The sequence below is a fragment of the Chroococcidiopsis sp. SAG 2025 genome (genome assembly GCF_032860985.1).
Taxonomy (GTDB): Bacteria; Cyanobacteriota; Cyanobacteriia; order Cyanobacteriales; family Chroococcidiopsidaceae; genus Chroococcidiopsis.
This window is the reverse complement of sequence record NZ_JAOCNC010000001.1, coordinates 5,512,675-5,527,627: the sequence shown is the minus strand read 5'-3', so window position 1 is coordinate 5,527,627 and position 14,953 is coordinate 5,512,675. Positions and strand designations below refer to the sequence as shown.

Annotated in this window: 15 protein-coding genes; all 15 read left to right on the top strand. The window is 41.6% G+C overall.

Features of this window, described 5'->3' with window-relative positions; translation table 11 throughout:
* The first annotated feature begins 4 nt into the window (after positions 1 to 4).
* Positions 5 to 1,294, top strand: a complete 1,290-nt coding sequence (locus N4J56_RS27185; protein WP_317109278.1) for a glycosyltransferase — start codon at positions 5 to 7, stop codon at positions 1,292 to 1,294.
* 62 nt (positions 1,295 to 1,356) lie between these two features.
* Positions 1,357 to 2,079, top strand: a complete 723-nt coding sequence (locus N4J56_RS27180) for a glycosyltransferase family 2 protein (RefSeq protein WP_317109277.1) — start codon at positions 1,357 to 1,359, stop codon at positions 2,077 to 2,079.
* A gap of 162 nt (positions 2,080 to 2,241) precedes the next feature.
* On the top strand, positions 2,242 to 3,045 hold the full coding sequence (locus N4J56_RS27175) for a class I SAM-dependent methyltransferase (protein WP_317109276.1): 804 nt from the start codon (positions 2,242 to 2,244) through the stop codon (positions 3,043 to 3,045).
* Between the two features lie 26 nt (positions 3,046 to 3,071).
* The gene (locus N4J56_RS27170) at positions 3,072 to 3,491 is read left to right on the top strand and encodes a hypothetical protein (RefSeq protein ID WP_317109275.1); all 420 of its coding nucleotides are present in this window, start codon (positions 3,072 to 3,074) and stop codon (positions 3,489 to 3,491) included.
* Entirely contained in the window at positions 3,476 to 4,171 is a 696-nt protein-coding gene (locus N4J56_RS27165; RefSeq protein ID WP_317109274.1) for a hypothetical protein, read from the top strand. Before N4J56_RS27170 ends, N4J56_RS27165 begins: the two co-directional genes overlap by 16 nt.
* Positions 4,172 to 4,235: 64 nt before the next feature.
* A complete protein-coding gene (locus N4J56_RS27160) occupies positions 4,236 to 5,642 on the top strand; it encodes a hypothetical protein (protein WP_317109273.1) in 1,407 nt (468 codons plus the stop codon).
* Positions 5,602 to 6,057 carry a hypothetical protein gene (locus N4J56_RS27155; RefSeq protein ID WP_317109272.1) on the top strand — a complete coding sequence of 152 codons (456 nt, stop codon included), beginning with the start codon at positions 5,602 to 5,604 and terminating at the stop codon, positions 6,055 to 6,057. The genes N4J56_RS27160 and N4J56_RS27155 overlap by 41 nt, the downstream gene beginning before the upstream one ends.
* Before the next feature lie 138 nt (positions 6,058 to 6,195).
* Positions 6,196 to 6,858: a glycosyltransferase family 4 protein gene (locus N4J56_RS27150; protein WP_317110717.1), complete on the top strand. Its 663-nt coding sequence runs from the start codon at positions 6,196 to 6,198 to the stop codon at positions 6,856 to 6,858.
* Positions 6,846 to 8,003: a glycosyltransferase gene (locus N4J56_RS27145; RefSeq protein ID WP_317109271.1), complete on the top strand. Its 1,158-nt coding sequence runs from the start codon at positions 6,846 to 6,848 to the stop codon at positions 8,001 to 8,003. The genes N4J56_RS27150 and N4J56_RS27145 overlap by 13 nt, the downstream gene beginning before the upstream one ends.
* Positions 8,000 to 9,220 (top strand): glycosyltransferase, encoded by a 1,221-nt coding sequence (locus N4J56_RS27140; RefSeq protein ID WP_317109270.1) that lies wholly within the window; start codon positions 8,000 to 8,002, stop codon positions 9,218 to 9,220. Before N4J56_RS27145 ends, N4J56_RS27140 begins: the two co-directional genes overlap by 4 nt.
* 40 nt (positions 9,221 to 9,260) lie before the next feature.
* On the top strand, positions 9,261 to 9,863 hold the full coding sequence (locus tag N4J56_RS27135) for a YdcF family protein (protein ID WP_410500376.1): 603 nt from the start codon (positions 9,261 to 9,263) through the stop codon (positions 9,861 to 9,863).
* 148 nt (positions 9,864 to 10,011) lie between these two features.
* Positions 10,012 to 10,560, top strand: coding sequence for a WcaF family extracellular polysaccharide biosynthesis acetyltransferase (locus N4J56_RS27130; protein WP_317109268.1), 549 nt, complete (start codon positions 10,012 to 10,014; stop codon positions 10,558 to 10,560).
* Positions 10,561 to 11,089: 529 nt separating this feature from the next.
* Positions 11,090 to 12,457, top strand: a complete 1,368-nt coding sequence (locus N4J56_RS27125; protein WP_317109267.1) for a glycosyltransferase family 4 protein — start codon at positions 11,090 to 11,092, stop codon at positions 12,455 to 12,457.
* Between the two features lie 121 nt (positions 12,458 to 12,578).
* Positions 12,579 to 12,962 carry a hypothetical protein gene (locus N4J56_RS27120; RefSeq protein ID WP_317109266.1) on the top strand — a complete coding sequence of 128 codons (384 nt, stop codon included), beginning with the start codon at positions 12,579 to 12,581 and terminating at the stop codon, positions 12,960 to 12,962.
* The gene (locus N4J56_RS27115; protein ID WP_317109265.1) at positions 12,854 to 14,845 is read left to right on the top strand and encodes a polysaccharide biosynthesis tyrosine autokinase; all 1,992 of its coding nucleotides are present in this window, start codon (positions 12,854 to 12,856) and stop codon (positions 14,843 to 14,845) included. The genes N4J56_RS27120 and N4J56_RS27115 overlap by 109 nt, the downstream gene beginning before the upstream one ends.
* The last annotated feature ends 108 nt before the right edge of the window (positions 14,846 to 14,953 follow it).

Here is a 14,953-nt window from a genome sequence, read left to right as displayed (position 1 = left end):
TATTATGTCTAAAAATCTACCTCGCATTTTATTAGTTACTGAAGCGACTTTAAGTCAAGAAGGCAAGGGGGTTAATCGAACTCTCGTCAATTTATTTGAGAACTACCCTGCTGAATCACTGATGTTGTTTTGTCCCGAACACGAGTTACATTCTAACCCGACAAGTTCGCCATTCAATCGCCAGGTGCTTTCCTTTTCTGGACATCGTTTACCCACAGTGCATAATCGATTAGGAAAATTTCTTAATCCTTCGATCGCTCGGATTAATCTACAATTGCTCGATTGGTTTCCTATTTCAAATTTACAGAAACTAGAAGAATTTGACCCAGACATTATCTTAATTTGTCCGGTCACGTCTTTGTGTTTACTCATGGGTTATAAATTAACTCAATACTTTCAATGTCCATCCTCAATTTACTTTATGGATGATTGGATAGCCTGCGATAACTCGCGGTGGCTATCGAACAGCGTTCAAAAAACGGCTACTCAACTTTTAAAACAGGCAAATGGCTGGTTGATGATTAGCGAGCAATTACAAAATGAACTATCAAAACGCTATCAGATAAAACCTCAAAGTTCGCTGATCGTCCATAATCCTGTTGACTTATTAGACAAGCATCTGCCTGCTACAGTAACTACTCATGAAGGTACGTTTAAAGTTGTCTATGCTGGTTCTATTTGGTCAATGCACTATGATGCACTAGCTGCGATCGCTGAAGCAATTTTTCAGCTCAGATGCGATGGAAAAGATATTGAACTTGTGGTGCATACAGACAAATGTTTCTGGAATCCATACAGAGAAAAATGGAAACAGTGGGAAGTAACGTATGGCGATATAATTCCCTATCAAGAACTCAATAGCTATCTCCAGCGTGCCGATCTACTACTTGTCGCTTCATCATTTTTACCTGAATATGCACACATGACTCGTTCTTCAGTACAAACTAAATTAACTGACTATATGGCTGCTGGTAGACCAATTTTAGCTTGCGGTCCAGCTTACTCCGCTTGTAATCAATTCTTGAAAAAATGGAAGTGTGGACTTGTTTGTGAAACAAACCAAGTTAGTACCATCGAGAGTTTTTTAATAGATACAATCTCAAATAAATCTTTACAGCAAGAAATAGCAGAAGTGGCTTTTAAGGTTTTAAATGAGAATTTCGATAAAAAAATAGTGACCGAGAAACTTCAGTCATATGTTAAGCAGATTTTTAGTCAAAATATCAGAGGCGATCGCATACTCAAAACAAAAAAATCTTCGAGCGACAAGCTTTTAGCTTCTGACTGTAATTAATAGAGCCTAGCTCAAAATTAGTATAACCGTGCCTTACAAGTCTTAGTAGAAGCATAAATTCGATGCCTTTATTTTCTGTCATTATACCTACCTACCAACGCAATGACTTACTAGCAAAATGCCTACATTGTCTAGCACCTGAGATTCAAACTCTGCCGTTTGAGCAGTATGAAGTCATTGTTACTGATGATGGTTCTGAAGTAACTGCCGAGCAAATGATTCGCGAGTGTTTTCCTTGGGTAAAGTGGGTATCCGATTCTCGTAAAGGTCCGGCAGCAAACCGAAATAATGGGGCAAAATATGCCAGTGGTGAGTGGCTAGTTTTTACGGATGATGATTGTCTCCCAGATCCTCAATGGCTAGAAGCCTATGCTAAAGCTAAAATTACTGAGCCATTTTATCTAGTTTTCGAGGGGCGAACTTATGTCGATCGCCCAAGACAAAGCCTTGCAGAAACTTCACCTATTAATGAGTCAGGTGGTTATTTATGGTCGTGTAATTTTGCCATACAAAAGCAACTCTTTGAGTTTCTCACTGGTTTTGATGAACGATTTCCCTACGCTGCGATGGAAGATGTAGATTTTAGATTAAGGCTTGTCAAGAGTGGATACAAGTTTTCTTTTGTAAAAACTGCTTCTGTGTGCCATCCCTGGAGATCCAAGGGAGGATGGAACAAAATAAAACAACATCGAGAAGCAACATTTATTTACTTATCTATTCATGAAGAATTGGTAAATATTAATTCTATATATTATTTTTTTGTTTGCTTTAAGGAGTTTTGTTAATCAGACAGTTCTGGCAATTTTAAAATTCCAATTCACTGGAATTAACGCAGCTTTTTTAGAGCATTTTGCATACTTATACATGAGCGTACTACTATGGCGCTATAAATTGATCGGCATGAAAACACTTAAAAATCACTAAAAAACTAACATTTTACTCTAACAATGAAAACAATTAGTCTTCAAAGTCATTGGTCGGAGAGTTGGAAACAAAGTTATTCATATGATTTATTAGAAATGTATGGAGAAACTAGTTATCGTGGATATAGCTATGCGTATGCTCATCGATATAAGCATACTTTAGAGTTGGTTCAAAAAGTTACAAGACCAGGGGCAAAAATTTTAGATGTAGCTGCTGCCCAGGGAAACTTTAGTTTGACTTTGGCAGAGCTAGGCTATGAAGTTACCTGGAACGATCTGCGTGAAGAATTGGTTGATTATGTCAAACTGAAGTGGGAGTATGGAATTATTCACTACAAACCAGGAAATGTTTTCACATTAGGGTTTGATGCTGAATTCGATCTCATTTTAATTACTGAAGTTATCGAACACGTTGCTCATCCCGATCTATTTCTGAAGAAAATAGCTCAGATGGTGAAGCCTGGAGGTCACCTAGTCATGAGTACGCCAAATGGCGAATATTTTCAAAATCGTCTGCCTAAATTTTCGGATTGTCCCGACCCCAGCCAGTTTGAAGCAATACAATTTCAACCCAATTCAGACGGTCATATCTTTTTATTACATTTAGATGAAATAGAAAACATAATTCATCAAGCTGGATTATCGATTCAGGAGACAAGAATTTTTACAAATCCACTAACTAACGGTCATTTAAAACTAGGAAAATTATTGCATTTTCTCGCTCCTAGCTGGGTTGATGCTTGTGAAAATTTTACGCAAGCTTTGCCATTAGTCTGGCGAAAAAAAATTCACACTGGAGTTGCCGTTTTACTGACTCGTATAGCCTAGTTTAAAAAATTAGTGCAGTGACTTTAATGGATATCATTCAGATTGTCCCACGGCTACCTCCAGCAATAGATGGCTTGGGGGATTACGCCTTAAATCTGGCACGGCAGCTTTACAATGATTTCAATCTCAAAACTCATTTTGCGATCGGTGATGCGGCTTGGACTGGAAATACTCAAATTGAAGATTTTCTAATTAATTCAGTAGACGAGCGTTCCACCACAGCTTTACTATCCTTATTAGCGAGCAAACCAACTACAGTCTTATTACATTACGTCGGCTACGGTTATGCTAAGCGAGGTTGTCCGGTTTGGTTAGTTGAAGGCTTAGAACGTTGGAAAAGAAATACTCCTAACTCGAATTTAGTAACGATGTTCCATGAAGTTTATGCTTCTGGAAAGCTACCTTGGACGAGTTCTTTTTGGTTGTCCGATTGGCAAAAAAACTAGCTGGTCGTTTGTCTCAAATTAGCGATCGCTGCTTGACAAGTAATCAAAATTATGCAGAGGTTCTATATCAGTTAAGTCAGGGAAAACAAACTCAGATTCCCACCCTACCCGTCTTTTCTAATGTGGGCGAACCAAAGCAAGTACCACGCTTGACAGATCGTTCTCGACGCTTAGTGTTGTTTGGTAGTCCTAGCATTCGCAAAAGAGCTTATCGTCAATCCTTGAAAGAACTTAGCCAAGTCTGTCGGTTATTCGATATTCAAGAGATATTGGATATCGGAGCGCCAACAGGTTTAGTTTTATCTTCAATACAAGGCATACCAATAGTAGAAACAGGTAAATTGTCTGCTCCAGAAATTAGCGAAATTCTGCTCAACTCCTGCGCAGGATTCTTTAATTACCATCTGGAGTATTTGGCAAAATCTGGCGTATTTGCTGCTTACTGCGCTCATGGAATGTTAACTATTAGTCCTAGAATTTATGCTTCAACACAAGACGGTATAGAACCAGGAAAACATTATTGGTTTCTCAGCGATCGCATCACAGAGATAACAGATTTCGTCGAGGCGCAGGCGATCGCTAATCATGCCTACACCTGGTATCAAACTCATAATTTATCAGTGCAAACTCAGAACTTTGTCACACACGTCTTGGGTAATGCATTCACAAAACTAGGATAATTCTGTTTAAGACCTTAAAGCAAATTGTCAAAGTATATTTAAATCTTTTGAAGAGGACTATTGAGTGAAATTGCTAATTGCAGCGATCGCTATTTTATGTATTGTTGGAATCTCAGCACTGAATTGGCGTAGCTCTGTTAAAGCTGTGTTCTTCATTCTTGTGATTGAGGGTGCATTGCGCAAATGGGTGTTACCTCAAGCCAGCGACGCAATTTACTTCTTAAAAGACTTAGTTCTTTTAGGTGCCTACCTGCAATACTACGTCTTCTCAAACAGAAGATTTTTAATTCAAAATCGCACTATTTTTATCCTGGTTCTTTTCGCGATTATATGGTCTGTATTGCAAGTATTTAACCCCAGTTTGGGTTCACCGATAGTAGGTATTTTTGGACTCAGAGGTTACATCTTTTACATTCCCTTGATGTGGATGCTGCCAACCCTATTTCAGTCGGAGCAAAATTTATATAAATTTTTGCATTTCCATCTTTTATTGGTCATTCCTGTTGGTCTTTTAGGCATTGCTCAGTTCTTTAGCCCTACTAATAGTCCAATCAACGTGTATGCTCCTAGCCAATTAAAGGAAGTAGCTACATTTGGGGTTGTAGGAGCAACCCAGTTTGCTCGCGTCACAGGCACATTTTCCTACATAGATGGCTATGCAGTATATCTATTAATATGTTTCGGCTTACTAATTTCCTTCTTATCACTCCAGCAGACACGTTTTTGGAGATGGGCTTCTATTTTTGAACTAGTTTTGATAGTCATTAACTCTTGCATGACTGGTTCTCGTAGTGTTGTTTTTGCACTATTATTATTCTTTTTTAGCTTTATAACTATTAGAGGATTCACTCAGCCTGAAAAGAACATATCTCTGCTGAGAAAATTCTTATTGCCAGCCATCTGTATTTCTCTAGTTTCTTTTATCTGGTTTAAACCAGCAATTAATGCCTTTTTGTTGCGGACAAATTCTAATCAAGATGTGACTGCACGTATTACGACAACCTTGACCCAGCCTTTCGAGTTTATCCAGTACAAAGGACTGGATGGCTATGGCACTGGAGCAACACAACCAGGGAGTCAAACACTTCGCCGATTACTGAATCTACCAGATGGTGCAGTTATTCCAACCTACTATGAAGAAGAACCAGGCAGAATAGTTTTGGAGTTAGGTCCGATTGGTTTTTTTCTGTGGTACGGACTTAGATTTAGTCTTCTCATTGAGATTTGGTTAGTTTTCTGTAAATTGAAAAAACCATTTTTACGTCAATTAGCGCTGACAGCATTACTGATACAGGTAATTGGAATCTACGATCAGTTAGTGACTCAACCTACCTTCTTGCCTTACTACTGGTTTTTCAGTGGCTTTATCTTTCTCTTACCTCAATTAGAATGGACAGATTGGTATCGAGAACAACTATTGCAACAACACAATGTCTCATCCGCGTATCTCCCTGATTCACCCTACCAGTAATCCCTTTGCCCGCAATGCTGCACTGGCTTTGGGGGAAGCTAACTTACTCCAAGAAGCGATCTCGACAATTGCCTACAATCCCAAAGGAGTATTATCGCGCTACTTAAACTTACTACCGCAGAAAATTAGCAGTCGCGTGGCGCTGGAATTAGGTAGGAGGGCGTGGACTGCACCCCCAAATGCATTCATGCGATCGCACCCTTGGCAAGAAGTCATACGTCTAGCATTAGTCAAAACTAAGTTGAATCGTTGGCTGAACTTAGGTCGTCAAGGACCGATCGATTGGGTGTATGTCTCTCTAGACCGCCACGTTTCCCAGCATCATTTGCACAACTTAGATGCAGTCTATGCCTACGAAGATGGTGCGGCGATCGCATTTGAAGTTGCGAAACAACGCGGGATTCTCTGCTTGTAGGATCTCCCAATTCCCTTCTATCGCATGAGTCGGGATCTCCAAGCCCAGGAAGCAGAACGTTTTCCAGAGCTAGCACCAGCATTACAGGCAGTCAAGGAACCTGCTTGGAAGATCGAGCGCAAGGAACGGGAAGTTTAACTGGCAGACCATATATTTGTCGCATCTTCTATTACCCAAAGATCGCTATTAGATGTAGGTGTCAAACCAGAAAAAATTAGCGTTATCCCCTACGGCGCACCGATTGATTATTTCCACCCGCAAACTAAAGCCGATCGGCTGTTTCGCGCTTTGTTTGTCGGTCGCGTTGGACCTCGCAAGGGCTTCCACTACTTATTACAAGCTTGGCAAGAACTACAACTACCCGATGCCGAACTATTAGCGATCGGGATTAACGAGTTTCCCGACAACTGGTTGACTCAATATAGAGATACTTTTCGCTATATTCCATCTCTCCCTCACGCAGCATTGAACGAGTATTATAGTGCCGCAAGCGTTTTTGTTTTTCCCTCACTTGTAGAAGGATTTGGACTCGTACTGCTAGAGGCAATGGCTTGCGGGATTCCTGTCATCACGACACCCAATACTGCTGGTCCAGATATTCTGACAGACGGGGTAGAAGGCTTCATTATCCCCATTCGCGATGTCGAAGCTCTAAAGAAAAAACTGGAATGGTGTTATTCCCACCCCCAAGAATTAGCTCAAATGGGAAGAGCGGCTCGCCACAAAGCCGAGCAATTAACTTGGGGATTGTATCGACAGCAATTAGCCAGTCGCGTCCAGGAGCTTTTATGCCAGAATTAGCAGGTCGAACTAACTGCCACTTGTGGTTTCCGAATATTTTTGAATTTAAAGGCGGAATTCAAGTCTATTCGGCTTTCTTGCTCAATGCTTTGGAAAGCTTATATCCAAATTGGCACTATCAGGTTTATCTCAAGCACGACACTCGATCGCCATTCGATCTTGCGCGATCGCCCAATACTCAGTTTTACTATACTGGCTCTTTACCTTTACGGTTGCGAACAGTTGGCTTTGCCGCTCAGATCTGTGGAGCGGGACTGTGGCAGCGACCGAGTTTAGCGATCGCAACTCACCTGAATTTTACTGTTGCTGCCTATTGGTTGAAACAGCTAACTGGTATGCCTTACTGGGCGATCGCCCACGGTGTAGAAGCTTGGGATATTAATAGACCTACTCTACAAAAAGCCTTGCATCATGCCGACCGCATTCTTGCCGTCAGTAGCTATACACGCGATCGCTTGCTCAAAGAGCAAAATCTCGACCCGGCAAAAGTTTCGCTTTTACCCAACACTTTTGATGCCGAGCGCTTTAAAATTCAGCCAAAGCCGCAATACTTATTAGAGCGTTACGGACTGACACCGGAACAACTAGTAATTTTGACTGTTGCTAGGTTAGATTGCAGCGAACGTTACAAAGGATACGACCAAATTTTGCAAGCATTGCCTGAGATTCGCCGTCAGATTCCTAGCGTTCGTTATCTGATTGTTGGCAAGGGTAGCGATCGCCCTCGGATCGAACAGTTAATCGCAAAACTCGATTTAAAAGATTGCGTGACCTTAACTGGATTTATTCCCGATGCCGAACTTGGCGATCACTATAACTTGTGTGATGTTTTTGCCATGCCGAGTAAAGGTGAGGGGTTTGGCATTGTCTACCTAGAAGCTTTAGCCTGTGGCAAACCGACTCTAGGAGGAAATCGAGATGGTGCAATTGATGCCCTTTGTCACGGCGAATTAGGAGCATTAGTCGATCCAGACGATACCAGCGCGATCGCCCGAACTTTGATTCAGATTTTGCAAGGCACTTATTCGCATCCAATTATTTATCGACCTGAAGTTTTAAGACAAAAAGTTATCGATACTTTCGGATTCGAGCAGTTTAAACAAACGATGAATAACTTAATTCAATTCAATTTGGGCTGTCCATGAAAGTTTTACATGTTATTCCTTCGATCGATCCGGCTCTAGGGGGACCGACTCAGGTTGTTCTCAATTTAGTTCGAGCTTTGCGCGAACATGGAATTGATGCCGAAATCGCCACTACGAACGATAAAGGCTCAGAATTATTGGACGTGACGCTCCATCGGCGGGTTGAGTACGAGCAAGTCCCGATTTGGTTTTTTCCACGTTTTTCACCATCAATTAAACAGTTTATTTTTTCAGCAGCCTTGACTCGTTGGCTTTGGCAACACGCAAGAGATTACGATCTGATCGAAACGCACTATCTTTTTTCTTATGCTCCCGCTTGCGCTGCTGTAATTGCCAGGTTGCAAGGAATTCCTTATGCAGTTCGGACAATGGGACAGTTAACGCCTTGGGCTTTGTCTCAAAGTTGGCTGAAAAAACGGATATATTCATTTCTAATTGAACGTCACAATCTGAATTGTGCCGATCTGATCCATTGCACTGCTCCAGGCGAAGCCGAGGATGTCCGAAATTTTGGCATTCAAACACCTAGTTTCACGTTACCTTTAGGAGTCAATCGACCGATAGAACTGCCCGATCCTAAGCAACAGCTATACGAAACTTACGGCATACCTCCCTCCACACCAGTTGTCCTATTTCTGTCGCGGCTTCACCCCAACAAACGCCCAGATTTGTTAATTCATGCTCTCAGCCAACTGGCAGTTCAGAATCACAACTTTCATCTGATTTTGGCAGGTTCGGGAGAGCCGCAGTATCTCAACTACTTGACTGACTTAGTATCATCCCTCGGGCTTTCCTCACGTACATCGATCGCTGGTTTCGTTATGGGTAGAGATAAAGATCTTCTCCTACAAGCCTCAGATCTTTTTGTCTTGCCGTCCTTTTCCGAAAATTTTGGGATTGCCGTAGCAGAAGCAATGGCAGTAGGGCTGCCAGTCGTTGTGACTCCCGACATCCAAATTTCACCAGAAATTGCTGCGGCATCGGCTGGGCTGGTTGTTGAAGGTCAAATCGAACCCTTAACAAATGCGATCGCGCAACTACTATCATCTCCAGAACTCCGGCAGCAATTAGGAGAGAACGGTCGGCTGTTGGCAAGTCAACGATATTCTTGGCAGGCGATCGCCCAGAATCTAATCTCGATTTACACAGCAGCGATCGCGCAACAACCAATACCTACAACCTGCTCAGAGCCAGAGAACTTTGTTACGCTGCCATAAAAACAGCAGCAACATACTAATCAGAGATGTGGCGCGAATAATGCCAAGAGTAAAAACTGCCAGTGTGAATAAAAAACAGCGCTTTCTGCCCACGAAATCTCGTTTTTTCTGTTTGGTAACTTCTGTTGTGTTATTCGTACTGTTCGGTATTATTCCTCTGCGACTAACAATTGCTCTATATCAAACACCACTGCCCCAAGCAATTATTGCTTTAGGTGGCGATCCGATCCGCGAAACTTTCGCTGCTGACTTTGCTTTACAGCATCCACCTTTAGAAATATGGATTTCTTCTCCTTATCTCAAAACCTTCGATTTTCCAGATCTTCCGAGTCCCTCTGGATCGCGAATACATATCGATCGTCGCGCTGTCGATACCGTAACTAACTTTACCTCTCTAGTTGCTGATTTCAAACAACGGTATTTTCAACATGTTTACTTAATTACATCTGATTTTCACATGGCAAGAGCAAAGGCGATCGCCTTTTTTGTCTTTGGTAGCCAGGGGATTGCTGTGACTCCCATATCAGTACCATCAAACAAACCACCTGAATCCTGGTTTCATATTTGTCGTGATGTTTGTCGCACTTGGCTGTGGATACTTACAGGTCGTACTGGGGCTAGTTTGACAATACTTTTCGGTTAAGACGAGTCCCCCCCTAGCCCCCCTTTTTAAGGGGGGAACAAAGCCCTTAAAAAGGAAGGAACTCTCGCCCCCTTGTTAAGGGGGTTGGGGAATCGCCAAGCTCTAGGCATCATGCATATTTGAAATTTGATCTGATGAATTGAATTATATGTATCTAGATCGTTACACCCTCGGTACTTATACTCCTGGCGCTCCTTTGTGGAAACAACTCCTGTGGTATTTTGTCGGAGAGCCTTTATTTCGTAGTCATTGGCTACCTATCTCTAAGTTAAAAGTCTGGATACTACGTAGTTTTGGTGCTACAGTTGGTCGCTCTGTCTGTATCAAGCCTGGAGTGCGGGTAAAGTTTCCTTGGCGGTTAACTATAGGTGACTGCGTGTGGATTGGGGAAAATACTTGGCTTGACAACGTTGCGCCGATCGCAATTGAAAGCCATGTCTGTATTTCTCAGGGTGTTTATCTCTGTACTGGCAATCACGACTGGAGCGCTCCTGATTTCAAGCTGATTCCAGCGCCGATTCACATCGAACAGAGTAGCTGGATTGCGGCGCGGGCGACAATTGGTCCTGGTGTCACTGTCGGCAAAGGAGCAGTGTTGAGTCTGGGAAGCGTAGCAGGGCGATCGCTTCAACCCATGACAATCTATGTAGGTAACCTCGCACAACCAGTCAAACAACGAGCGATCGACGATCGGTAAATCTATCAGCTCGGTAATGTTGCCAAAATTCGATCTAGGGAAAATTAATAATTTTTATCTTGTCTAGGTAAACACCTCAATATTTTTTTGGCTCTTACCAAAATTCTAACTATAGCAATTCTAATTAGTTTACGAACATGTCCCTGGAGAGAGGTTACATGTAACGTTTCTCCAGGGAAAACCGAAAAAAATTTGGTTGTTCGCGTCAGATTTAGACTTAGTATAGACACTTAAATCTCAGTGGTTTTACTGAAAAAACTAAGGAGCTTATTAAACTCTAATTAAATTCTCAGTAAAACCACACTTGGACATAAAGCTAGGTCAAAGTTAGATTTTTTCAAGTTTGATCGTGTAAAGCTACCTTAAATCACCTAGCGAAATAGCCTTTTAACTTAAACAGAGAGAATTTTAATTTTATTAGACAGTTCTTTGCGTAGCTTTGCCTTTCACTTAAATTGAGTGCTTTTCCTTTGCACTCCTCACTATTTCAACAAAATAATCGCATTGGCAGAGGTAGGCAGAGCTTCAGATGCTAGATAAATACGTACAACAAGAGCAAATTGAAAAACTCAAAATATTTTTGCCTGCTCAGAGCAAAAGTAAAGAACTCGCACCTTCTTTCAACTTAAATATTATTACGCAATTTTATCCACCAGACTATGCTGCTACAGGGCAACTCATTGAAGAACTAGCAGTGAATTTAGGACGATTAGGAATTCAAGTAAGGGTTTTTACCGGACAGCCAGGATATGCATTTAAAAAACATGCAGCTCCTATTATAGAACGTTCTGAAAAAATCCTGATTCGGCGATCGCGAACTTCTCGAATGTGGAATGCACGGATTCGAGGCAAAGCCATTAATGGGTGCTTGTTCTTTTTCCGAGCTATCTTACACTTATTAAATAAAAAGAACCGTGGAGATCTCCTACTTCTAACCACTGCACCAGCCTTTTTACCAATCGTCGGCTACATAGCCAAACTCTTATTTGGTATTCCTTACGTTTGTTTAATGTACGATTTATATCCTGATGTTGCAGTTGAGCTAGATATTTTCTCTAGGAAAAATTGGTTAGTAAAATACTGGAAATTACTCAATAAAAAAGTTTGGCACAACTCAGAAAAAATTATTGTTCTCAGCTCAACTATGCGAGAGAAAGTTTTATCTCACTCTCCTGAAATGAGTGACAAAATTGTAGTCATTCATAATTGGGCTAATCCCAACTGGATTGTGCCAATAGAAAAAGAAAATAATTGGTTTGCGCAAAAGTACGAATTGGTCAATACTTTCACCGTGCAGTACTCTGGCAACATGGGTCGCTGTCACGAACTAGATACAATTCTAGAAGCAGCTAGACAATTGCAAGACGAACCAATTCAGTTTGTTTTCATTGGCGGAGGAGCAAAATTTCAATCTAGTTTTGAATGTGTCAAAAAACTCGGTTTAAATAACTGTCGCTTCTTACCCTATCAAGATAAACAAGACTTACCATATTCGCTAACAGCTTGCGATTTATCTTTGGTCAGTATTAGTCCCAAAATGGAAGGAATTGTCGCCCCAAGCAAGCTCTATGGCATTCTAGCAGCTGGTCGTCCCGTCGCTGCCATTTGCGAAACCCATTCCTATTTGCGTCATCTCTTAAGAGAAAGCGGTTGCGGTGCTGCTTTTAATTCAGGTGATGCCAGTGGTTTAGTTCAGTTTATTCGCCGCTTAAAAAGCGATCGCGAACTTGTTAAACAAATGGGAATGGCAGGTCGGCAATATCTCCAATTTAATTTCACGCCAGAAATTATTGCCAAGCAGTACTCAAATGTATTACAGCAAGCAGTTCTAACAGCAAAGAGACGAATTGTTCGTTCTAGAAATAATAGCGTGGAAGCCGTGACAGAAGAAAGCTAAAGCTCACCAGCAGGGCTATTCCTATTTTTTCCTTCATCAACTGCCTAATAACGACATGAATATGGAAGAGCAATATCGAACTCAGCATTTAGCAACAGAAAGAAATGGGAAGTACTCACAGATGTCATTGCCATCCTATGTTGCACGCTACTCAGAGTTACCTCAAGCAGAAGAATGGAGTTTGTCTCAGCTCCTGGCAGTTGTACGTCGTCGAGCGCCGATTATCGCTAGTGTAGCGATCGCTTGCTGCGTTACTACCTGGGTATGGACATTAATTCAACCAGCCAAGTATGAAGGAAAATTATCGGTATTGGTAGAGCCAGTCAAGGCTGAAAATAAATTATCGGGATTATCAAACGTTCCAGTTGTGAATGCTAGCCAAAAGGGCAAGAATCTTTGGATTACAACACACAGATTATTGTTTTACGTAGCCCTGAAATTCTGGTTCCTATCGCTAAAAACATTTCTGTTCGGTATCCAGATATTAATTACGATTCTTTACTAGAGGAATTGAAGATTTCCCGCTATCAAGAAACAAAAATTTTAGAAGTTAGCTATCGAGATTCCGACCCACAAAAAATTCAATTTGTTCTAGAGCAGCTAGCCAAAGGATATTTAAAATACAGTTTACAGGAGCAGCAAACAAATCTACGTCAGGGAATTCAGTTTGTTAATACTCAGTTACCTCAATTGCAAGCACGAGTCAACAGTTTGCAATTGCAATTACAAAGATTTAGAGAACAATACAGCTTATTCTCCCCAGAAGAAAAAACGGGACAGCTATTTGAAAAATACAGCACTTTAGAATTTCAGAAATTAGAGATTCAAAAAGATTTAGCGGAAGCTCAGAAACTCTACAATGCCTTGCAAAGTAAATCTGGCACTAAGTTAGCGCTAGAACTGGAAGCAAAAGCTCGTCATGGGGTGGGAACTTCGCAGCAAGAATCGACAGTTGACCACTCTCAAAACTCGCTAGCGATCGCGGCTATAGATGAATCTTCTTCGCCCAGTCGTGCAATATCACCGCAAGCTCAGCAAGATGCTCCTCAATATCAGAGTTTACTCGCTCAGTTGCAGAATATAGATACTGAAATTGCCAAGAATGCAACTATTTATCGAGTAGATAGCCCGTACATTCAGTCGCTGAAACAGAAACGGGAAAGTTTGCTACCACTATTACAGAAAGAGGGAGTGCAGGCACTAGAAAATCAACGTGCGTCAGTATTAAGCCAACTTTCCATACTCCAAGTTAGAGCAGCGAAGAATACCCAAGCACTCGATCGCTTAAATCGAGAAATCGACGGAATGCCAAATTTGGCACGTCGTTACACTGACTTACAGCGAGAGTTAGTTATTGCTACTGAAAGTTTGAACCGTTTTCTAGAAAGACGAGAGTCGCTGCAAATCGAAAATGCTCAAAAAGAGACTCCTTGGCAACTCATTTCACCACCTCAGCTACCTTCTCTGCCTATCTTTCCTAATGTTCCACGATTCCTCATCTTAGGCACGGTAGCTAGTATATTAGCTGGAATTGGAGCAGCGCTACTCGTGGAAAGGCTCGATAATGTCGTTCATTCACCTGATGAGTTGAAAGAAGCGACAAAGCTACCAATATTAGGTATAATTCCTTTCCATAAAAACCTAGCTAAGAATCTAGCAGGTGAAGAAACGAATCAGAGGCAAGAGAACAGCAGGTCGCGTTTCAACAGAAATGCTTACGGCTACCACTATTTCCCTTTCATAGAATCTTTCCGATCGCTGTATACTAACATCGGCTTTTTAGGTTCCGATACACCGATCCACTCTCTCGTCATCAGTTCTTCCGTCCACGCTGACGGTAAATCTACTATCTCAACTCACTTAGCCCAAGCAGCAGCAGCAATGGGACGCAGGGTGTTACTAGTCGATGCAGATCTACGCGTACCGCAGATTCATCACATTCTACATCTATCCAATGACACGGGATTGAGTAATGCAATAACAACTAACGTACCAGTTGCCGATTTAATTCAGCGATCGCCTGCCTGGGAGAACTTGTTTGTTTTAACCGCAGGTCAAATTCCTCCCGATCCTACTAAACTGTTATCCTCTCACAAGATGCGCAACATCATGGAGCAGTTGCGGCAGCAGTATGACTTAGTGATTTACGACACTCCACCACTATTAGGTTTAGCAGATGCGAGTTTACTGGCTCCTCTAACCGCAGGAATTGCGATCGTCACGCGGATGGATAAAACTGACCGTGCGCTGCTAATGCAGACCCTCGATCAGTTAAAACTATCTCGCACTCAAATTTTAGGTGCAATTTGTAACGGGGTGAAAGATTATAAAGCTACAACTTCTTACTATCACTACTACTATCAACCTCGGACTCAGGTAGCAGAATAGTTTCAGTTTAGATTTTAGGGTGGGCTATATAGCAATCCAAATTGATTTGTGAACGTTTCTCGTGTAGAGAAATTACATGTAACTTCTCTACAAAACTATAGAATTAAA